Annotated in this window: 19 protein-coding genes, 1 pseudogene and 1 riboswitch; of the genes and pseudogenes, 8 read left to right on the forward strand and 12 right to left on the reverse strand. The window is 73.6% G+C overall.

Annotation, left to right across the window (positions count from 1 at the left end; all coding sequences use genetic code 11):
* The 6 genes and pseudogenes from ACFW9D_RS32515 to rho form a co-directional block, all read right to left on the reverse strand.
* Nucleotides 1-300, reverse strand: a pseudogene (locus ACFW9D_RS32515) (hypothetical protein); the annotation flags it as partial.
* 46 nt (nucleotides 301-346) lie between these two features.
* The gene (locus ACFW9D_RS32520) at nucleotides 347-1,543 is read right to left on the reverse strand and encodes a CaiB/BaiF CoA transferase family protein (protein ID WP_384627927.1); all 1,197 of its coding nucleotides are present in this window, start codon (nucleotides 1,541-1,543) and stop codon (nucleotides 347-349) included.
* 130 nt (nucleotides 1,544-1,673) lie between these two features.
* Nucleotides 1,674-2,789, reverse strand: a complete 1,116-nt coding sequence (locus ACFW9D_RS32525; protein WP_384627967.1) for a HoxN/HupN/NixA family nickel/cobalt transporter — start codon at nucleotides 2,787-2,789, stop codon at nucleotides 1,674-1,676.
* 28 nt (nucleotides 2,790-2,817) lie between these two features.
* A riboswitch (cobalamin riboswitch) is annotated at nucleotides 2,818-3,040 on the reverse strand.
* Between the two features lie 67 nt (nucleotides 3,041-3,107).
* A complete protein-coding gene (locus tag ACFW9D_RS32530; RefSeq protein WP_384627930.1) occupies nucleotides 3,108-3,629 on the reverse strand; it encodes an inorganic diphosphatase in 522 nt (173 codons plus the stop codon).
* 64 nt (nucleotides 3,630-3,693) lie between these two features.
* Entirely contained in the window at nucleotides 3,694-4,185 is a 492-nt protein-coding gene (locus ACFW9D_RS32535) for a GNAT family N-acetyltransferase (protein WP_384627933.1), read from the reverse strand.
* 30 nt (nucleotides 4,186-4,215) lie between these two features.
* The gene (gene rho / locus ACFW9D_RS32540; RefSeq protein ID WP_384627936.1) at nucleotides 4,216-5,352 is read right to left on the reverse strand and encodes a transcription termination factor Rho; all 1,137 of its coding nucleotides are present in this window, start codon (nucleotides 5,350-5,352) and stop codon (nucleotides 4,216-4,218) included.
* A 348-nt stretch (nucleotides 5,353-5,700) separates the two neighbouring features.
* Between rho and ACFW9D_RS32545 the strand changes: the two genes are divergently transcribed.
* Nucleotides 5,701-6,411: a class I SAM-dependent methyltransferase gene (locus tag ACFW9D_RS32545; protein WP_384627939.1), complete on the forward strand. Its 711-nt coding sequence runs from the start codon at nucleotides 5,701-5,703 to the stop codon at nucleotides 6,409-6,411.
* 1 nt (nucleotide 6,412) lies between these two features.
* On the opposite strand, the gene ACFW9D_RS32550 is transcribed toward ACFW9D_RS32545, so the two are convergent.
* Nucleotides 6,413-7,111, reverse strand: a complete 699-nt coding sequence (locus ACFW9D_RS32550; RefSeq protein WP_384627941.1) for an alpha/beta hydrolase — start codon at nucleotides 7,109-7,111, stop codon at nucleotides 6,413-6,415.
* 76 nt (nucleotides 7,112-7,187) lie between these two features.
* Nucleotides 7,188-8,165 carry an oxidoreductase gene (locus ACFW9D_RS32555; RefSeq protein WP_384627944.1) on the reverse strand — a complete coding sequence of 326 codons (978 nt, stop codon included), beginning with the start codon at nucleotides 8,163-8,165 and terminating at the stop codon, nucleotides 7,188-7,190.
* Between the two features lie 99 nt (nucleotides 8,166-8,264).
* Here ACFW9D_RS32555 and ACFW9D_RS32560 point away from each other — a divergent pair, with 99 nt between their 5' ends.
* Complete coding sequence (locus ACFW9D_RS32560; RefSeq protein ID WP_384627947.1) at nucleotides 8,265-8,888, forward strand: TetR family transcriptional regulator; 624 nt, start codon at nucleotides 8,265-8,267, stop codon at nucleotides 8,886-8,888.
* 92 nt (nucleotides 8,889-8,980) lie between these two features.
* A complete protein-coding gene (locus tag ACFW9D_RS32565) occupies nucleotides 8,981-9,778 on the forward strand; it encodes a VOC family protein (protein WP_188340449.1) in 798 nt (265 codons plus the stop codon).
* A 13-nt stretch (nucleotides 9,779-9,791) separates the two neighbouring features.
* Here the strand turns inward: ACFW9D_RS32565 and def are convergent, their stop codons facing one another.
* On the reverse strand, nucleotides 9,792-10,442 hold the full coding sequence (gene def, locus ACFW9D_RS32570) for a peptide deformylase (protein ID WP_384627950.1): 651 nt from the start codon (nucleotides 10,440-10,442) through the stop codon (nucleotides 9,792-9,794).
* 214 nt (nucleotides 10,443-10,656) lie between these two features.
* Between def and ACFW9D_RS32575 the strand changes: the two genes are divergently transcribed.
* Nucleotides 10,657-11,448: a GNAT family N-acetyltransferase gene (locus tag ACFW9D_RS32575; protein WP_384627953.1), complete on the forward strand. Its 792-nt coding sequence runs from the start codon at nucleotides 10,657-10,659 to the stop codon at nucleotides 11,446-11,448.
* A gap of 3 nt (nucleotides 11,449-11,451) precedes the next feature.
* On the opposite strand, the gene ACFW9D_RS32580 is transcribed toward ACFW9D_RS32575, so the two are convergent.
* A complete protein-coding gene (locus ACFW9D_RS32580; protein ID WP_384627970.1) occupies nucleotides 11,452-11,811 on the reverse strand; it encodes a MarR family winged helix-turn-helix transcriptional regulator in 360 nt (119 codons plus the stop codon).
* A 194-nt stretch (nucleotides 11,812-12,005) separates the two neighbouring features.
* Between ACFW9D_RS32580 and ACFW9D_RS32585 the strand changes: the two genes are divergently transcribed.
* From ACFW9D_RS32585 to ACFW9D_RS32595, 3 genes are all read left to right on the forward strand, one after another.
* On the forward strand, nucleotides 12,006-12,281 hold the full coding sequence (locus ACFW9D_RS32585) for a hypothetical protein (protein WP_188340452.1): 276 nt from the start codon (nucleotides 12,006-12,008) through the stop codon (nucleotides 12,279-12,281).
* 96 nt (nucleotides 12,282-12,377) lie between these two features.
* Nucleotides 12,378-14,393 carry an FAD-dependent oxidoreductase gene (locus tag ACFW9D_RS32590; RefSeq protein WP_384627956.1) on the forward strand — a complete coding sequence of 672 codons (2,016 nt, stop codon included), beginning with the start codon at nucleotides 12,378-12,380 and terminating at the stop codon, nucleotides 14,391-14,393.
* 88 nt (nucleotides 14,394-14,481) lie between these two features.
* On the forward strand, nucleotides 14,482-15,048 hold the full coding sequence (locus ACFW9D_RS32595) for a PadR family transcriptional regulator (protein WP_384627959.1): 567 nt from the start codon (nucleotides 14,482-14,484) through the stop codon (nucleotides 15,046-15,048).
* Nucleotides 15,049-15,107: 59 nt separating this feature from the next.
* Here ACFW9D_RS32595 and ACFW9D_RS32600 read toward each other — a convergent pair whose 3' ends face one another.
* Nucleotides 15,108-15,623 carry a hypothetical protein gene (locus tag ACFW9D_RS32600; protein ID WP_188340455.1) on the reverse strand — a complete coding sequence of 172 codons (516 nt, stop codon included), beginning with the start codon at nucleotides 15,621-15,623 and terminating at the stop codon, nucleotides 15,108-15,110.
* Between the two features lie 154 nt (nucleotides 15,624-15,777).
* Complete coding sequence (locus ACFW9D_RS32605; RefSeq protein WP_384627962.1) at nucleotides 15,778-16,752, reverse strand: fibronectin type III domain-containing protein; 975 nt, start codon at nucleotides 16,750-16,752, stop codon at nucleotides 15,778-15,780.
* A gap of 272 nt (nucleotides 16,753-17,024) precedes the next feature.
* On the opposite strand from ACFW9D_RS32605, the gene ACFW9D_RS32610 reads away from it, so the two are divergent.
* A partial coding sequence (locus ACFW9D_RS32610) for a glycoside hydrolase family 75 protein (protein WP_384627964.1) occupies nucleotides 17,025-17,656 on the forward strand: 632 nt, incomplete at its 3' end.

The following is a 17,656-nucleotide window of genomic DNA, read 5'->3' on the forward strand; positions in this document are numbered from 1 at the left end:
TCGGACGCCCACTCGGCCCCGCTCGAGTGCGCCCGCGGCCGGTTCATGGTCTCGGGGGCGGCCGGGGGCCCCGGCGACCGGAGCCGCGCCCGGCGCCTCGGGTTGCCAGAAGTTCTCCTCCACGGCGGCGGGCGCCGCCGGTCCGGGCACGGGCGGCACGGCGGGCCCGGCCTCGACGGCCGCAGTGGCCTCGGTGGTCTCAGCAGCCCCGGCGGTCTCGGCCGCCGCAGGGTTCACGGCGTCCCCGTTGTCCTCGCCGGAGGGGACGGCTGCCTCGGACGAGTCGATGGCTACGGTCACGTAGGTACTCCTGGGTGATCGGGCACGTGCGGGTTGACGGGATACTTTATCGCTCCGATTGGGGTGTTTTGTGCGCGAGTTGTGTCGCCTCCCCGTCGAGCCCCAGTTCGGCCAGGACCGCGGCGGTGTGTTCGCCCGCGGCGGGCACCGGCGCCATCCGGGGCTCCAGGCCGCGGGGCGTGGCGGGCGGGAGCAGGGCGCGGACCGGTCCGCCCGGGGTGTCCACGTCGCGCCAGCGGTCGCGGCCGGACAGCACCGGGTGCGCGAGGAAGTCCTCGACCGTATTGAGCCGGGCGCTCGCGATCCCGGCCCGGTCGAGCAGGGCCACGACCTCGTCCGCGTCCAGTTCGGCGAAGCGCGCGGTCACGACGGCGTCCAGCTCGGCGCGGCGCGCGACGCGGGAGGAGTTGCGGCGGAAACGCGGGTCGTCGGCGAGCGCCGCGTCGTCCAGGACGTGCGCGCAGAACGCGGCCCACTCCCGCTCGTTCTGGATCGCGAGCAGCACCGTCCGCCCGTCGGCCGCCGGGTAGGGCCCGTACGGGGCGATCGTCGCGTGCGCGGCGCCGACCCGCGGCGGCTGGGCGCCGGAGTAGGCCGTGTAGTACGCGGGGTAGCCCATCCACTCGGCGAGCGCCTCGAACAGCGACACCTCGACCGAGCGCGTCACTCCTGTGTCCCGGCGCTCGTACAGCGCCGTGAGGATCCCGGAGAAGGCGTACATGCCGGCCGCGATGTCGGCGATCGCGATGCCGACCTTCGCCGGCTCCTCCGGGCTGCCCGTCACCGACACGACCCCCGTCTCGCACTGCACCAGAAGGTCGTACGCCTTCCGGTCCGACCAGGGCCCGTCGGTGCCGTAGCCGGAGATGTCGCACACGACGAGCGAGGGGTGCCGTTCGGCGAGCGCGGCGGCGGACAGGCCGAGGCGGGCAGCGGCGCCCGGCGCCAGGTTCTGGACGAAGACGTCCGCGCCAGCCAGCAGCCGCTCCAGCGCCTCGCGGCCCTCCGGCGTCTTCACGTCGAGGGTGACGGACTCCTTGGACCGGTTCAGCCACACGAAGTGGCTGGACTGGCCGTGCACCGTCTCGTCGTAGCGGCGGGCGAAGTCGCCGCCGCCCGGCCGCTCCACCTTGATCACCCGCGCGCCCAGATCGGCGAGCTGGCGGGTCGCGAACGGGGCGGCCACCGCCTGTTCGAGACTGACGACGGTGATGCCGTCGAGGGGCAGGCGGGCCGTGCTCATAGGGGCTTCCTCCGTGCAGGGGTGACAACGCGGGGGCGACGGACGCAGGGGGCGGCGTCCGGCGGGCTCTTCCGCCGGACGGTACGCGATGCGCGCGCCGGCCCGGCCGGAGACCTCCCGTTCCGCCCGCTCAGCCGGTTCCGCCGCTGTCGGCGAGCCGCGCCGACCAGCGCTGCTCCACCTTGGCCAGACGCCAGTACGCGACCGCCGCCACCCACACCACGACGAACAGTCCGACGATGACGTACCCGACGTTGTCGAGGTCGAGTCCGGCGATCCAGCCCGTGACCGCGTCGGTCAGGTCGAGCTTCTCGTGGAGCACGCCCACGAGTTCGATCGTGCCGATGAAGAACGCGACGGCGATCGACAGTCCGGTGATCGTGAGGTTGTAGAACACCTTGCGGACCGGGTTCGAGAACGCCCACTGGTAGGCGAAGTTCATGAACGTGCCGTCGAGCGTGTCGAACAGGCTCATGCCCGCGGCGAACAGCAGCGGCAGGCACAGCACCGCGTACCAGGGCAGCCCGGCGGCGGCGCCGCTGCCCGCCATCACCATCAGCGTGACCTCGGTCGCCGTGTCGAAGCCGAGCCCGAACAGGAAGCCCAGCGGGAACATCTGGCCGGGCCGGGTGATCGAGCGGGTGAAGCGGCCGAGGATCCGGTTCATGAACCCCCGCGAGTCCAGGTGCGCTTCGAGTTCCCGCTCGTCGTACGAGCCGCCGCGCATCGCCCGGAACACCTTCATGATGCCGATCAGGGCCACCAGGTTCAGCGCGGCGATCAGGTACAGGAACGTGCCGGACACGGTCGTGCCGACGACGCCGAGGACCTGATGGGTTCGGGAGTCGTCGCTGGTCAGGGTGGTGGCGAGCGCTGTGCCGCCGGCCACCAGTGCCGCGAGGACCACGACCACGCTGGAGTGGCCGAGCGCGAACCAGAAGCCCACGGACACCGGACGCTTGCCGTCCGCCATCAGCTTGCGGGTCGTGTTGTCGATCGCCGCGATGTGGTCGGCGTCGAAGGCGTGCCGCATGCCCAGCGTGTACGCCGTGATGCCGAGCCCGATGCCGAACGCCTTGTTGTCCACCTCGTAATGGCCGGGGACGACGAGCAGGAAGAGCACGCCGAACGCGACGACGTGCAGGGCCAGGATCACCGCCATCAGGCCCGCCGTGCGCAGGGTGTCCTCGCGCCGCCATCGGTAGGCGGACGGCGGACTCGTCGGGGAGTTCGCGGGCAGGGTCATGCCGATCACGCTCCAGCACCTCGTGGATCACTTCGTGAGATGCCGTGGCCGGTCTCCTGGCTTACGGGCGAGCGACACCGCGCCGGCCTTCCCAGCGGCACGGGGCCGCCAGTGGCGTGATGGCGCGGTGCGCCTCGTGCCGCCCGCGGGCGGGGGCACGAGACCCGATCACAGTGGCGAGGGCCGCTCCGGACTTGGCCCCTGAGGGGTTGTCACCGGTCTTCCCGAACACCACGGCCCGCTCACCCTAGAGGGGCCGGAGCGTGACTGCATAGACGCACTCCGCGCACGTAGGAAAGATCACATGCCGCCGCGGAGTCAGGCGTCGGTGCGGCGCAGGCGGGCCCGCGCGATCTCCTCGTACGCCTTCGCGCGCCCCTCCCAGTGCGAGCCCTCGACGGACTTGCCGGGCTCCAGGTCCTTGTAGACCTCGAAGAAGTGGGTGATCTCCAGGCGGTCGAACTCGGGGATGTCATCGATGTCGCGGACCGTGCTGTGCCGGGGGTCGTGGGCGGGGACGCAGAGGATCTTCTCGTCCGGGCCCTTCTCGTCGCTCATCACGAACATGCCGATGGCCCGGCACTCGACGGCGCAGCCCGGGAACGTGGCGTCGCCGCCGGTCAGCACGAGCGCGTCGAGCGGGTCGCCGTCACCGCCGAGCGTGCCGTCGACGTAGCCGTAGTCCGCGGGGTACTGGGTCGAGGTGAAGAGCATCCGGTCCAGCCGGATCCGGCCCAGCTCATGGTCCATCTCGTACTTGTTCCGGGAGCCCTGCGGGATCTCCACGATCACGTCGAACGCCGCGTCGGCGCCCGCCTGTCCACTGTCCAGCGTGCCCAATGTGGCCTCCTTGCCCCATTCCGACGTCCCGAGTGTGCGCCGGGCGGGACGGATCGGGAACCCCTCAGGCACCGTCCGGAACGGCGAATTCGAGTTCGGGCCGCTCCCAGCCGACCGCGGGCGGCTGCGCGGGGGCGGTCCCGGTGCGCAGCGCGCCCATCCCACGGTAGAAGCCCTCGGCGGGCGGATGCGCGACGACACGGACCCGGTCGAGTCCCGCGGCGCGCGCCTCGCCCCGCATGTGGTCGACGAGGAGCCGCCCGATGCCGAGGCCCTGCGCGTCGTCCGCGACGAACATCAGGTCCAGCTCGGCCGCGTCGACGAGCAGCGCGTAGAAGCCGAGGACGCGGTCGTCGGCGCGGTCCACGGCGGCGAACACCCGGTGCGCGTCGATGTAGCCGGAGGTGACGCGGTAGCCGGCGACCATCGCCGCGTAGTGGCCCTCGTACGCCCGCGAGCCCTGGACGATGCGGGTGAGGCGCCGTGCGTCGCGTGCGACGGCGCGCCGGACGGTGACGTCGGGCCGCCCGCCGGGCCGGGTAATCCTCGCGTTCATGCTTCGAGTATTACCTACCCGGGGCCGGGATCAGGCTCCGGGCACGGTGGAGCCCACCTGGCGCAGGAACGTCGCGTTGTCCGGCGTCTGCCGCATGCGCTCCAGCAGCGTCTCGTACGAGGACCGGTCGTCCCGTCGGCCGAGGGCGCGGCGCAGCGCGTGCGCGGCCGCCGTCTCCTCGGGGGTGAGCAGGAGCTCCTCGCGGCGGGTGCCGGACGGGTCGAGGTCCACGGCCGGGTGGATCCGGTGGTCGGCGAGGGCGCGGTCGAGCCGCAGCTCCATGTTCCCGGTGCTCTTGAGCTCCTCGAAGAAGAAGTCGTCGGCGCGCGAGCCGGTCTCGACGAGCGCCGTCGCGAGGATCGTCAGGGAGCCCGCCTCCTCGGTGTTGCGGGCCGCGCCGAACAGCCGCTTCGGCCCCTGGAGGGCTCCGGCGTCGACGCCGCCCGACAGGGTGCGGCCACCGGCGGCCGCGGCGTTGTTGTGGGCCCGGCACAGCCGGGTCAGCGAGTCGAGCAGGATGACGACGTCACGGCCTCGCTCGACCATCCGCTGGGCGCGGGCGACGGCGAGTTCGGCGAGCGCGATGTGCGCCTTCGCGGGCCGGTCGAACGTCGAGGCGAACACCTCGCCGCGCACCGAGCGCCGCATGTCGGTCACCTCCTCGGGCCGCTCGCCGACGCGCACGACCATGAGGTGGGCCTCGGGGTGGTTGGCGGCGACGGCCGCGGCGAGCTGCTGGAGCAGCACCGTCTTGCCGGTGCGCGGCGGTGCGACGACGAGGCCGCGCTGCCCCTTGCCGACGGGCGCGAACAGGTCCACGACCCGGCCCGCGAGCCCGCTCACCGGGCTCTCCATGCGGAGCCGCTCGGCGGGGTGCAGGGGAGTGAGGTCGGCGAAGCGCGGGCGGTGGCGGGCGGCGTCGGCGGGCAGCGCGTCGACGGTGTCCACGGCCGTCAGGGTGTGCGGCCGCGCGCACGTGCCGTCGACGAAGTCGCCCTTGCGCAGGGCGAGTCGGCGCACGAGCGCGGCCGGGACCTGGACGTCGTGGGAGGTGGGGAGCAGATCGGGGGCGCGCAGGAACCCGGCCCCGTTCGGGCCGAGGTCGAGGACGCCGCGGGCCCGCACGGGGGTCGTCGTGCCGGGCTTCTCGGGTGCGATGGTGGTCATGGTGGATCAGGGTCCTTTCGAGGACGGGCGACGTGCGGGAACGCGGGTGGGGAGGACTCCGGCGGACGGCGGGGCGGAAACGGACACGCCCCCGGCCGGGAGAGACCTGGCGCAGGGCCGGGCGAAGCCCGACAGAAACCCGTGACCAGGGAGAACGCGCAGACTGAGCGCGCAGAGAACACGTGCGTGAAGCAGGGATGAAACAGAAAGGCGAAGCAGAAGAGAGAAGAGGAAATCGGTACCGGCGATCCGACGGACCTGCGCACGTACCACAGGAACCGTACCACCCCGACCCCGTCGCGCGGCAAGTCTCTTCTGCGGCGGGCGGCGCGCCTATGCTGAGCCGCGATGTTCACCTCCCAGGGCCCCACCCTCCGCGAACTGGCCGTTCAGGCGCTCTCCTCGGTCGAGCACGGTTACGACCTGCTCGCGCCGAAATTCGACCGCACCCCCTTCCGTACGCCCGACGCCGTCCTCGCCCCGGTCGCCCGCGCCCTGAGCCCGCTCGGCCCGTACGCCAGCGGGCTCGACCTGTGCTGCGGCACCGGCGCGGGGCTCGGTGTGCTGCGCGAGGTGTGCACGGAACGCGCGGTCGGCGTCGACTTCAGCGCGGGCATGCTCCAGGTCGCGCGCGAGGCCGAACCCGCCGCCTCGTACGTGCGCGCGGACGCGCTGGCGCTTCCGTTCGGGCCCGTCTTCGACCTCGTCGTGAGCTTCGGCGCGTTCGGGCACTTCCTGCCGGAGCGGCAGCCGGAACTCTTCGCCCAGGTCTGCCGAGTGCTGCGCCCCGGCGGGCAGTTCGCGTTCCCGCTGCCCGCGCCCGCGCGGCCGGGATCCTGGGGCTACTGGGCGATGCTCGGCTTCGACGGGGCGATGAGGGTGCGCAACGCGCTGTGGCGCCCGCCGTTCGTCATGTACTACCGGACCTTCCGTCTCGGCGACGTGCGGCGGGAACTGGACCGGGCCGGATTCGACGTGGCCCTGCGTCCGCTGCCCGAACTGGGGGAGCGGCCCGACGGCAGTCCGCGCGCCCGGCTCGTCGTGGCCACCCGCCGCTGAACTAGCCCTCGGGTGCCGCGAGTTCGGTGATGATCCGGGCGGTCGCGTCCGGGTCGACGAGTTGATGGAGGTGCTCGCCGGGCAGCCGCGCCGTGCGCCATCCCCGGGCGCGCGCTTCGGCCTCCTGATCGCCGTAGGGCGCACCGAACAGCAGGTACGCGCACGGGTGGTCGTCCCAGCCGGCGGGCACCGGGATCTCCTGCTCGTAGTACGCCAGCGGGAGCCTCGGCTGCTCCTCGACGACCGTGCGCCGCGTCACCGGGTCGGAGAACATCGGCGCCACGTCGGACTCGTCCCACCAGTCCGTCCAGCGCGGCAGCCGCCCGTACACCGCCAACGGACGGAGAAAATCCAGGAGTTCAGGTGGTGCGACCGGCGTCGATCCGGTCCGTGCGGGCAAGGCGGCGTCCACGAACACCGAGCCTGTCACCGGGTGGTCGAGGCCCGCCCGGATCGCCGGCAGGAACAGGCCCGCGTTGCTGTGCGCCACCAGGACGACCGGGCTGCCCGCCGGGAGCCGCCGCAGGTCCTCGCGGACGGCCTCGACGACCGCGGGCCAGAACGGCGGCGCGCCGTCCGCCACGTGCAGCAGGGACGGCAGCCGCACCTGACGGCCCGCCGCGGCGAGCCGCCGGGCCACCGGGTGCCAGGTGGAGGGACCCACGGACGGGCTGTGCACGAGGACGAAGGCCGGTCGCATACGAGGATCCTGCCGTCCGCCGCCCGCCCGGCGCGAGCGACTCGGCCGACAGCAGAGCGACGGGTGCCCCGGAGGCTCAGGAGGCTCGCGACGCCGCGGGGGCGGGGAGCGGGTACCGGACCTCGGTGAGCCGCTCGGACAGTTCCCACAGCCGGCGTCCGGTGTTCGCGTCCGTGGCGCGCGGCGCGAGCCGGACGCGCGTCGGGGCGCCGCGCAGCTCGCCCGCGCCGCCGGGGCCGATGAACTCGCCGCCGGTCACGCCCGGTTCGGTCGCCGCGTACAGCTGGGAGCGTGCTCCGGCCTCCGGTGACTGCGCCAGCGGCTTCAGCAGACGGCCGTACAGGAACCGCACACCCCGCACCGGCGTGCCGTGCTGGAGGCCGGTCGCCGTGTAGCCGGGATGCGCGAGCACGCTGCGCACGTTGCTGCCCGCCGCCGTCAGGCGCAGGTGCAGCTGGTGTCCGAAGACGGCGTTCGCCAGCTTGGACCGGTTGTAGTGCCCCATCGGGGAGTAGCCGTCCGGGCCGTCCACGGCTTCCGGGTTGTCGAGGTCGAGGCGGCCCTGGCGGTGGTTGGGGGAGCTGACCGTGACCACGCGCGGGTCGGTGCCCGCGGCCAGCAGGTCGAGGAGCAGGCCGGTGAGCGCGAAGTGGCCGAGGTGATTGGTCGCGAACTGCAGCTCGTGACCCTGGGGGCTGGTGGCGTACGGGGGCGCCATGATGCCCGCGTTGTTCACCAGGACGTCGATGTGGCCGTGGTCCGCGCGCAGGGTGTCGGCGAACGCGCGGACCGAGGTGAGGTCGGCCAGGTCGAGCGGGCGCACCTCCAGGCGGGCGCCGGGTGTCCCGCCGGCGATCGACTCGGCGGCCCGCCGGCCCTTCTCCGGGTCCCGTACGGCGAGGACCACCCGGGCGCCCCTCCGGGCGAGCGCCCGGCAGGTCGCGAGCCCGAGCCCGCCGGAGGCTCCCGTCACGACGCACACCCGGCCGGTCCGGTCGGCGGCCGGTTCGTCGCCCCGGCGCTCCTGACGCTTCTGCTCTTGCTTCCGTGTCATATGGCACAGGCTGACTGTGATGACACTCGGTGTCAAGACGCCTCTTGGTGCCAGGCTGTCCCCGGGTGTCATGCCTGGCACGGCATGTACGATGCCCGGGTGAGTACGCGACCTGATCCGAGCCTGAGCCTCGCCGAGCGCAAGCGTCAGCTCGTCTCGGACGAACTGACCGAGGCGGCCCTGCAGTTGCTGGCCCTCAAGGGCTTCGACGGCGTCACCGTCGACGAGATCGTGGCGGCCGCCGGAGTCTCCAAGCGGACCTTCTTCCGCTACTTCGCGTCCAAGGAGGACGTGGTCGTCCAGTTCCTCGCCGACATGGGCACCGACATGCGGGACGCGCTCGCCGGACGGCCCGCCGGCGAACCGCCGGCCGAGGCACTCCGGCACGCCGTACGGGTCCCCGTCACCACCTGCGCCGCCCACTCCGAGCGGGCCCTGCGCGTCGTGCGGCTCATCCTCGGCACCCCAGCGCTGCTCGCCCGCTTCCTGGAGCGCCAGGACCGCTGGCGCGACGAGCTCGCCGGGGAGCTCGCCCGGCGCACCGGCCGCGACGTGGCCGCCGACCTCTATCCGCGGCTGGCCGCAGGCACCGCCCTGACCGCCTTCCACGTGGTCCTCCAGCGCTGGAGCGCGAGCGAGACGGCGCCGGACCCGGTCGCCCTCCTCGACGAGGCGTTCGACCTCGTCGCCCCCGCGCTCGACCCGGGAACCCCGCGCTCCTGAGCCACGGATCGCGGACCGTGCCGGGCGCGCCTAGCGTGGATCCGAAGCCGCCGGGCCACCCCCGGCCCGGCCCGCACGGAAGGCTCCGCGACATGCCCGCACAACCCGAAGGGGCCCCGGTCTGGGCCGACGCCATGTTCGCCGACCTGGAGGCCGCCAAGGCCTTCTACGCCGAGCTGTTCGGCTGGTCCTACGATCCGGGGGCCGAGGAGTTCGGCAACTACACGCAGGCGAAGACCGCCGACGGCAAGCACGTCGCCGCCCTCGCCCCGCAGATGCCCGGCACCCCGGCGGGCGTACCCGCCGCCTGGAACCTGTACCTCGCGTCCCCGGACGTCGCGGCCGCCGCCGAACGGATCAAGAGCGCGGGCGGCACGCTGATGATGGACCCGATGCAGGTCGGCGAGTTCGGCACGATGGTCACCGCGCAGGACCCCGGCGGGGTCATGTTCAGCGTCTGGCAGCCCGACACGCACGCGGGCTTCGAGAAGGTCAACGAGCCGGGCGCCTTCTGCTGGGCCGAGGTCACCGTCCGCGACGCCGACAAGACCGACGCGTTCTTCACCACCGTGTTCCCGTACGACGCGAAGACGATGGCCGACGAGCACGTCGACTTCCAGGTGTGGCAGCTCGGCGGGCAGCCCGTCCTCGGCCGCATGAAGATGACGAAGGACTTCCCGGCGGAAGTGCCCTCGTACATCAACGTCTACTTCGTCGTGGAGGACTGCGACGCGGCCGTCGCCACCGTCCAGCGCCTGGGCGGGCAGCTGCACTTCGGCCCGATGGACAGCCCGTTCGGCCGGTTCGCCGCCGTGGGCGACCCGCAGGGCGCCGCGTTCTCCGTCATCGACGTCACCCGGACGACCGGCGAGATGCCGAAGCTGGACTGACCAGCGGCCGCGGTCAGCCGCTCGCCGGCAGGGTGAAGCCCAGCTCCCGCGCGGCGTGTTCGGGCGTGGGCTGGGCCCAGCGCTCCACGGCCGCCTGGGTGCTGGTCAGCGAGCGGGGCTCGGCCCGGTCCACGTAGAGGGTGCCGTCGAGGTGGTCCGTCTCGTGCTGCACGATCCGGGCCGGCCAGCCCGCGAGCTCCTCGTCCAGCGCCTGCCCGTGCTCGTCCAGGCCGCGCAGCCGCACCCGCTCGTGCCGGGCGACCACCGCCTGGTAGCCCGGCACGCTCAGGCAGCCCTCGTAGAAGGCGGCCCGGCGCCCGTCGACCGGCTCGTACGACGGGTTCACGAGGACGCGGAACGCGAGCGGCACCCGCCCGCGCGCCAGACGCACCTCGTCCGGCACGGTCGCCGCGTCCTCCAGCACCGCGAGCCGCAGCGGCACGCCGACCTGCGGCGCGGCGAGTCCGACGCCGGGCGCCGCGTGCATCGTCACGCGCATGGCCTCGATCAGCCGCGCGAGCAGCTCGTCGGACAGCTGCCCGTCGAAGGGATCGGCGGGGCGGCGCAGCACCGGGTCGCCGGCGGCGACGATCGGCAGCGGCGATCCGGCGTCGAGCAGCGACTCGACGTGAGCGGTGAGGGCCTGGGGCGGCAGCGACGACATCGCGCCAGCATGCCAAGACCGCCGCCCGCAGGGCAAAGCGCCCCGTGGCCGCGGGAGTACGGCGGTGTTGCGGCACCGTGAACGCGTTGCGACCCCGTGAACAGTGGGGCGCGAGGGAATGCCGACCTCTGCGAACACGGTTCGATCAGGTGCCGGCCATGGCGGTCATGGCCGGCGCACGGTCGCGCGGCGGTGCACGGGAGAAGGGGTCCGGATGACGCAGACGTACGAGGAACGCGGCGCCACGCCCGCCCGGGACACGGCCGATCCGGGCCGGGAGCCCGGGGGAGCCGGTGGCTTCAGGACGGAGAGGGGGGCCGACGCGGTGCTCGACAATCCCGCCTACGCCGCGCTGCGCGGTCCGCACGCGCACCTCGCCGAGCGGAGCGGGCGCGTGCTGCGGTATCCGGTCGATGTCTCGCCGTGGCTGGGGCTGCCCGATGTGCCGGAGCCCGGTGACTGGGCCGATCTCGCCGCGTTCGCCGGGGCCGACGGCACCGTGCCGCTGCCCGGTGTGCGCCTGGACCTGCCGGACGGCTGGGAGGTGACCGAGGACTTCGCCGGGGTGCAGCTCGTCGGTGATCGCGTCGACGCGGCGCACGACCCCGAGGCCGTCCGGCTCACCACCGCCGACGTGCCCGAGATGCTGGAACTCGTGGCCCGCACCCGGCCGGGTCCCTTCCTGCCGCGCACCATCGAGCTCGGCACCTACCTCGGCATCCGGCGCGGCGGAGCGCTCGTCGCGATGGCGGGGGAGCGGCTGCGTCCGCCGGGCTGGACCGAGATCAGCGCCGTCTGCACCGACCCGGACCAGCGGGGCCAGGGGCTCGCCGGGCGGCTCGTCCGGGCCGTCGCGGCGGGCGTACTGGAGCGTGGCGAGACCCCGTTCCTGCACACCGGCGCGGGCAACACGAACGCCATCCGGCTCTACGAGACGCTCGGCTTCCGGCTGCGCCGCACCACCCGGTTCCGTACGGCACGGGTGCCGGGCGCGCGGACCGCCTGAGGCTCAGATGCCCTGCGACGCCTCGTTGTAGCGGGTCAGATACGCCGCGAACCGCTCCAGGTCCTCCTCCGGCCAGTCGCCGAGCCGCTCCAGGAGGGCCTGCCGGCGGCTGACCGTCACCTGCGCCAGGATCTCGGCGCCCGCCTCGGTCGGGTGCAGCACCTGCACCCGGTGGTCGTCCGGATCGACCCGGCGGTCCACGAGTCCGGCCCGCTCCAGGGCGGCGACCTGCCGGCTGACCGTGGACTTGTCCAGCGCGTAGTGCGCCGCCAGGTCGGTGGCACGACAGCCGCCCCGCTCGTCGAGATGGCCGAGCAGGGTGAAGGAGACGAGCGACAGCTCGGGGTGCATGCGCGCCGCCATCGCCCGGGCGCGCCGGGCGAAGGACGTCAGCTCGCGCTGGATGTCCGCCACGGCCGCCGCGCGGGCGGGCTCTGGCACGGGGTGCGACTCGGGTGCTGCCACGGCGGGGTCCTTTCCAGTGCTGGTTGCATTCTACAACTGCACGGGTCGCGGCTGGAGGGGCGGGGCGGGGTGTCCCGGCTTAGCCTCCTGGCATGAGCGAATCGCGCGAGTTGTCCGAGGTGCCCGAGCGGCTCACCCTCCAGATCAAACCCCGCCTCACCGACGCCGCCGGCCACACGGATCACGGCAACCCCCTGCGCTCCGTGCGGGTCACCGCGACCGGCCGCGTGGGCGAGTCGGGTTACCCGAGGTACGAGGGCGAGGGGGTGCAGGCCGACGTGGATCCGCGCAGCCGTGCCGTCGAGGCGGTGACCGTCGACGGGCGCGAGCTGCCGTACGGATGGGTCGCCGAGGTCTCCCCGGAGTAGCCCCCGGGCGTGGTGCAGCTCTCTTTTGCAACTTGTTGCACAAGGGGGCGGGTGTCGTCTACAACTGTGACGACGTTCGCCGCCACGGAGGGCCCCATGAGTCGTTACCCGCACCTGCTCGCCCCGCTCGACCTGGGCTTCACCACGCTGCCCAACCGCGTCCTGATGGGCTCGATGCACGTGGGCCTCGAAGAGGCGGAGAACGGCTTCACGCGCATGGCCGCCTTCTACGCGGAGCGCGCCCGCGGCGGCGTCGGCCTCATGGTCACCGGCGGCATCGCCCCGAACGAGGCCGGCCGCCCCTGGGCCGGCGGCGCCAAGCTCACCACCGAGGCCGAGGCCGAGCAGCACCGTGAGATCACCGACGCCGTGCACGCGGCCGGCGGCAAGATCGCGATGCAGATCCTGCACTTCGGCCGGTACGCCTACCACGAGGACCTCGTCGCGCCGAGCCCCGTCCAGGCGCCGATCAGCCCGTTCCCGCCGCACGAGCTCACCGACGCCGAGATCGAGCAGACCGTCGAGGACTTCGCGCGCACCGCGGAGCTCGCCCGGGCGGCCGGCTACGACGGCGTCGAGATCATGGGCTCCGAGGGCTACCTCATCAACGAGTTCATCGTCGCCGCCACCAACCACCGCACCGACCGCTGGGGCGGCTCCTACGAGAACCGCGTCCGCTTCCCGCTGGAGATCGTGCGCCGCGTCCGAGAGCGCGTCGGCAGCGACTTCATCGTCATCTACCGTCTGTCGATGCTGGACCTGGTGCCCGGCGGCTCCACCCTCGAAGAGGTCGTGCGGCTGGCCAAGGAGATCGAGGCGGCCGGCGCCACGATCATCAACACCGGCATCGGCTGGCACGAGGCCCGCATCCCCACCATCGCGACCTCCGTGCCGCGCGGCGCCTACTCCTGGGTGACCAAGAAGCTGATGGGCGAGGTGTCGATCCCGCTCGTCGTGGTCAACCGCATCAACACCCCCGAGGTCGCCGAGGAGTTGCTCGCCGACGGCGTCGCCGACATGGTCTCCCTGGCCCGCCCGATGCTCGCCGACCCGGACTTCGTGAACAAGGCCGCCGAGGGCCGCTCCGACACCATCAACACCTGCATCGGCTGCAACCAGGCCTGCCTCGACCACACCTTCAGCGGCAAGATCACCTCCTGCCTCGTCAACCCGCGGGCCTGCCACGAGACCGAGCTCGTCCTCGCGCCCACCCGCCTGAGGAAGACCGTCGCCGTCGTCGGCGCCGGCCCCGCCGGGCTCGCCTGCGCCGTCTCCGCCGCCGAGCGCGGCCACGACGTGACCCTCCTCGACGCCTCCGGCGAGATCGGCGGCCAGCTGAACGTCGCCCGCAAGGTCCCCGGCAAGGAGGAGTTCGACGAGACGCTGCGCTACTTCCGCACCCAGCTCGAACTGCGCGGCGTCACCGTCAAGTTGAACACCCGCGTCGCCGCCGAGGACCTCACCGCGTACGACGAGGTCGTCGTCGCCACCGGCGTCAGCCCGCGCACCCCCGCCATCGACGGCGTCGACCACCCCAGCGTCGTCGGCTACCTCGACGTCCTGCGCGACGGCGCCCCCGTCGGCGACCGCGTCGCGATCATCGGCGCCGGCGGTATCGGCTTCGACGTCGCCGAGTACCTCACCGACGGCGGCGAGAAGGCCAGTCAGGACCCGGCCACGTACTTCCGCCTGTGGGGCGTCGACATGGACTACACCGACCGCGGCGGCCTCAAGAAGGCCGAGCGGCCCGCGCCGCCGCGCGAGGTCCACCTCATCCAGCGCAAGACCTCCAAGGTCGGCGCCGGACTCGGCAAGACCACCGGCTGGATCCACCGCACCGAGCTGCGCCACCGCGGCGTCACCATGGTCGCGGGCGCCACCTACGACCGGATCGACGACGCGGGCCTGCACATCACCGTCGACGGCGAGCAGACCCTCGTACCGGTCGACACCGTCGTGCTGTGCGCCGGACAGGAGCCGCAGCGCTCCCTCTACGACGACCTCGTCGCCGCCGGCCGCACCCCGCACCTGATCGGCGGCGCCGACGTGGCCGCCGAGCTCGACGCCAAGCGCGCCATCAAGCAGGGCACCGAGGTCGCCGCGGGCCTGTGAGACCGGGTGGTCACGTGGCCGGGCCCGCCGGCCGCGTGACCACCCTCGCCTCGGCTCGCGCCGGGGGACTCTCACCTACCCTTACGCCATGTCACTGCCGCACGCGATCCTCACGGCCCTCCTGGAGAAGCCGTCGTCGGGCCTCGAACTGACCCGCAGGTTCGACCGGTCCATCGGCTACTTCTGGTCGGCGACCCACCAGCAGATCTACCGCGAGCTGGGAAAGCTGGAACGCGACGGCCTGATCCGCGCCCTGCCCGCCCAGGGCCCGGCCCGCGGCCAGAAGAAGCAGTACGAGGTCCTGCCCGAGGGGCGCGCAGAACTCGCCCGCTGGACCGCGGCCTCCCACGACCCCAAACCGCTGCGGGACACGATGCTGCTGCGGCTGCGCTCCGCCGCCGTCGTCGGCACCGACGGCATCGGCACGGACCTGCGCCGCCATCTCGCCCTGCACCGGCAGACCCTGGCGAACTATCTGGAGATCCAGGAGCGGGACTTCCCGCCGGAGAAGGACTCGATGCCCGACCGGCTGCAGCACGCGGTCCTGCGCGCCGGCATCGACCTGGAGACCTTCTGGGTCGGCTGGATCGAGGAGACCCTGCGCCGCCTCGACCTTCCGGAGGAGGAGCGGGAGCCCGCGCCCGAGGGCCTGTGACACACGATCGCCGCCGCCCGGAGAGACCGGACGACGGCGATCGCGGACGGACCTCGGGTCTAGGTGCGCTGACCCGTGCCGCGCCGCCGCAGGTACCACGCGCCGCCCACGACGGCCGCGGCCACCAGGGTGCCGCCCGCCGCCAGCGTCAGCGTGCCGTAGTCCTGCACCGCGCCGCCGAGACCGCCCCGGACGGCGCCGAGCGGACTCGACGTCGCCGAGATGGTCGGGCTCGCCGCCACGGTCACCGAACGGGTCCCGGCCGTGGAGCCGTCGTTGCAGACGACGACCACGGTGTACGTACCGGAACTCACGCCCGTCCAGGTCACGCTGCCGCCGGCCAGCGGCTGTTGCCTGCCCTGGGCGAAGTCGGCCTGGCCCGCCGAGAGCAGCGAACCGTTGCCCCCGTTGGGGCAGGCCTGGGTCCGGGCCGTGACCGTGGACCCGCTGGTGCTCACGACGAGCCCGCCGGTCGGGCCGCCGGCGTGCGCCGCGGGTGCGGCGAGCGTCAGCGGGAGCGCGGCCGCGGCCGCCACGGTCAGACCCGAGCGAGCGAGTATCGAGGTGATGCGCATGACTGCCTGCTCTCCGGCGCCCGCGGGAGGCGGTACGTCCGATGCCCCGCCCGAGTCGGCAAAAGCCCGCGCCGCCTGACGCCCAGCCAAAGCGCGGGCGGCGAACGGCGCATGCGGGCCGCATCCGGGCAGGTGACGGGTTCCATCGCACGGCCTAGCCGGTGGTGACGGTCCGTTCGGTGGAGAAGGCGCCCCACGTGCCGTCGGGGAGCTGCGCCCGGATCCGCACCCGGTGCCGCTCGCCCGGCTCCGCGCCGATGTAGAAGCTGTACTTCGCCGCGTCGGCCGTGCCCTCGCCCCACATGACGGTCGTGGCCTGGGCGCCGTCCACGAACACCTGGTACGCCGGGACCTCGCCGCCCGTGTCCGGGGGAGTCCAGGCCAGGTCGACGTAGTACCCGCCGTCGGCGGCGCGACTGCTCGCCCGGAAACCGGAGGGCGCCGTGCCGGTGCCCGCGGACGCCCCGTCCTTGCCGCGCCGCGTCGTGAGCCGGACGGTCCCGCTCGCGGGCGAGGTGTTGTCGGCCGCGTCGCGCGCCCGCACGCTGAACGCGTAGGCGGTGCCCGGCCGCAGTCCCGTCACCAGCGCCCGGGTCTGCCGACCGCCGACGCTGTGGATCTTCGTGGTGCCCTGGAAGACGTCGTACGAGACGACGGCCTTGTCGTCGCGGGAGGCCCGCCAGGCGAGGGAGACGGACGTGCCGCCGGCCACGCTGCCGGTGAGCCCCGCAGGCCGGGTCGGCGCTGTGCGGTCCGCGGCCACCGCCGCCGGAGTCGTGACGGCGACGCGCCGGCTCGCCGGGCCCAGCTCACCGTCCGTGCCCCGGGCCCGCACGGTGAACACGTAACGGGAGCGCGGGCGCAGGCCGGTGACGTCGACCATGTGCCGGTCGGCGGGCAGCCGCCGGACCCGCCGCGCGTCCCGGTACACCTCGTACTGGACGACGTCCGCCGTGCTCGCCGGCCGGTTCCACATGACGTGCACGGACGTGGCGCTGCCGGCCTGCGCCGTGACGCCGGCCGGGGCGGTGAGCGCGGGGCCGTCCCGCTCGGGGTCGGCGAACAGGCCGCAGGAGGTGAGGCCCAGGACGAGCGCGGCGACGGCTGCCGCGTGGGGGAGGTGTCGCACGAGGTGGGTGCCTTCCGCTCGGGCGGGCAGGTGGTGGGGTGGGCAGGTGGTGGCGCGGGCAGGGAATTGGTACAGACCTGTATGGCATGACTGACGGGTCCTCATCAAGCCCCTGGGGAGCGCCCGTCCGGGATCCTCACGGACCCGCCCGGCCGTCTGACGCCCCGTCCGGCCCCCGTACGGTGGCCGCCACCGGGCACCTCACTCAGATTGGGGTGTTATGTCCGCCGGTCCGACCCAGGGCCGGGCGTCCCCGACCGAAGGCCCCGTCCGTGCGTCCTCGCCTCCTGCCGCTCACCGCACTCTGCGGTGCCGCCCTCCTCGCCCCCGCCTCCCTCGCCGCCTCGGCCGCGCCCCCGCCCGCCGAACGCGCGCACGACTCCGGCACCACCCTGCGAGTGCGCCCCGTCGCCGCACCCGCGCCGGCCGCGCCCTTCGTGCGGGAGGGCGGGGTGCGCGCCGACGCCCTGCGGGCCGCGGTGCGCGGCTGCCGGCAGATCTCGAACGGCCGCTACCGCACCGACGACGGCATCCGCGCCGACATCCCCGTGTGCCGCACCCACGGTGCCGTCCACTGGAAGGCCGACCTCGACGTCGACTGCGACGGACGCGCCGGCCGCCGCTGCAACGGCCGCACGGACCCGGTGTTCCAGAACACGACGGCCTACCAGCAGTCCGACGGGCGGCCGCTGAACGCCGAGACCCTGCCCTACGTCGTCGTGCCCGCCGCCGGCGAGCTCTGGAAACCCGCGCGCTCCGGCATCCGCGCCGGCACCGTCGCGGCCCTCGTCCACAAGGACCGCGTCGTCTACGCCGTCGTCGGCGACGTCGGCCCCGCCGATCTCATCGGCGAGGCCTCCTACGCCGCCGCCCGCGCCCTCGGCGTCGACCCGGACCGCGTGCG

The organism is Streptomyces sp. NPDC059524 (assembly GCF_042749255.1).
GTDB classification, from domain to species: domain Bacteria; phylum Actinomycetota; class Actinomycetes; order Streptomycetales; family Streptomycetaceae; genus Streptomyces; species Streptomyces xanthii.

What these genes read in the sequence shown, in the direction of transcription:
- ACFW9D_RS32575 (WP_384627953.1), top strand. Translation starts at nt 10,657, where the DNA reads ATGACGCAGACGTACGAGGAACGCGGCGCCACGCCCGCCCGGGACACG.
- ACFW9D_RS32525 (WP_384627967.1), bottom strand. Translation starts at nt 2,789, where the DNA reads ATGACCCTGCCCGCGAACTCCCCGACGAGTCCGCCGTCCGCCTACCGA.
- ACFW9D_RS32585 (WP_188340452.1), top strand. Translation starts at nt 12,006, where the DNA reads ATGAGCGAATCGCGCGAGTTGTCCGAGGTGCCCGAGCGGCTCACCCTC.
- ACFW9D_RS32600 (WP_188340455.1), bottom strand. Translation starts at nt 15,623, where the DNA reads ATGCGCATCACCTCGATACTCGCTCGCTCGGGTCTGACCGTGGCGGCC.
- ACFW9D_RS32545 (WP_384627939.1), top strand. Translation starts at nt 5,701, where the DNA reads ATGTTCACCTCCCAGGGCCCCACCCTCCGCGAACTGGCCGTTCAGGCG.
- ACFW9D_RS32590 (WP_384627956.1), top strand. Translation starts at nt 12,378, where the DNA reads ATGAGTCGTTACCCGCACCTGCTCGCCCCGCTCGACCTGGGCTTCACC.
- ACFW9D_RS32535 (WP_384627933.1), bottom strand. Translation starts at nt 4,185, where the DNA reads ATGAACGCGAGGATTACCCGGCCCGGCGGGCGGCCCGACGTCACCGTC.
- def (WP_384627950.1), bottom strand. Translation starts at nt 10,442, where the DNA reads ATGTCGTCGCTGCCGCCCCAGGCCCTCACCGCTCACGTCGAGTCGCTG.
- ACFW9D_RS32550 (WP_384627941.1), bottom strand. Translation starts at nt 7,111, where the DNA reads ATGCGACCGGCCTTCGTCCTCGTGCACAGCCCGTCCGTGGGTCCCTCC.
- ACFW9D_RS32580 (WP_384627970.1), bottom strand. Translation starts at nt 11,811, where the DNA reads ATGGCGGCGCGCATGCACCCCGAGCTGTCGCTCGTCTCCTTCACCCTG.
- ACFW9D_RS32520 (WP_384627927.1), bottom strand. Translation starts at nt 1,543, where the DNA reads ATGAGCACGGCCCGCCTGCCCCTCGACGGCATCACCGTCGTCAGTCTC.
- rho (WP_384627936.1), bottom strand. Translation starts at nt 5,352, where the DNA reads ATGACCACCATCGCACCCGAGAAGCCCGGCACGACGACCCCCGTGCGG.
- ACFW9D_RS32555 (WP_384627944.1), bottom strand. Translation starts at nt 8,165, where the DNA reads ATGACACGGAAGCAAGAGCAGAAGCGTCAGGAGCGCCGGGGCGACGAA.
- ACFW9D_RS32595 (WP_384627959.1), top strand. Translation starts at nt 14,482, where the DNA reads ATGTCACTGCCGCACGCGATCCTCACGGCCCTCCTGGAGAAGCCGTCG.
- ACFW9D_RS32565 (WP_188340449.1), top strand. Translation starts at nt 8,981, where the DNA reads ATGCCCGCACAACCCGAAGGGGCCCCGGTCTGGGCCGACGCCATGTTC.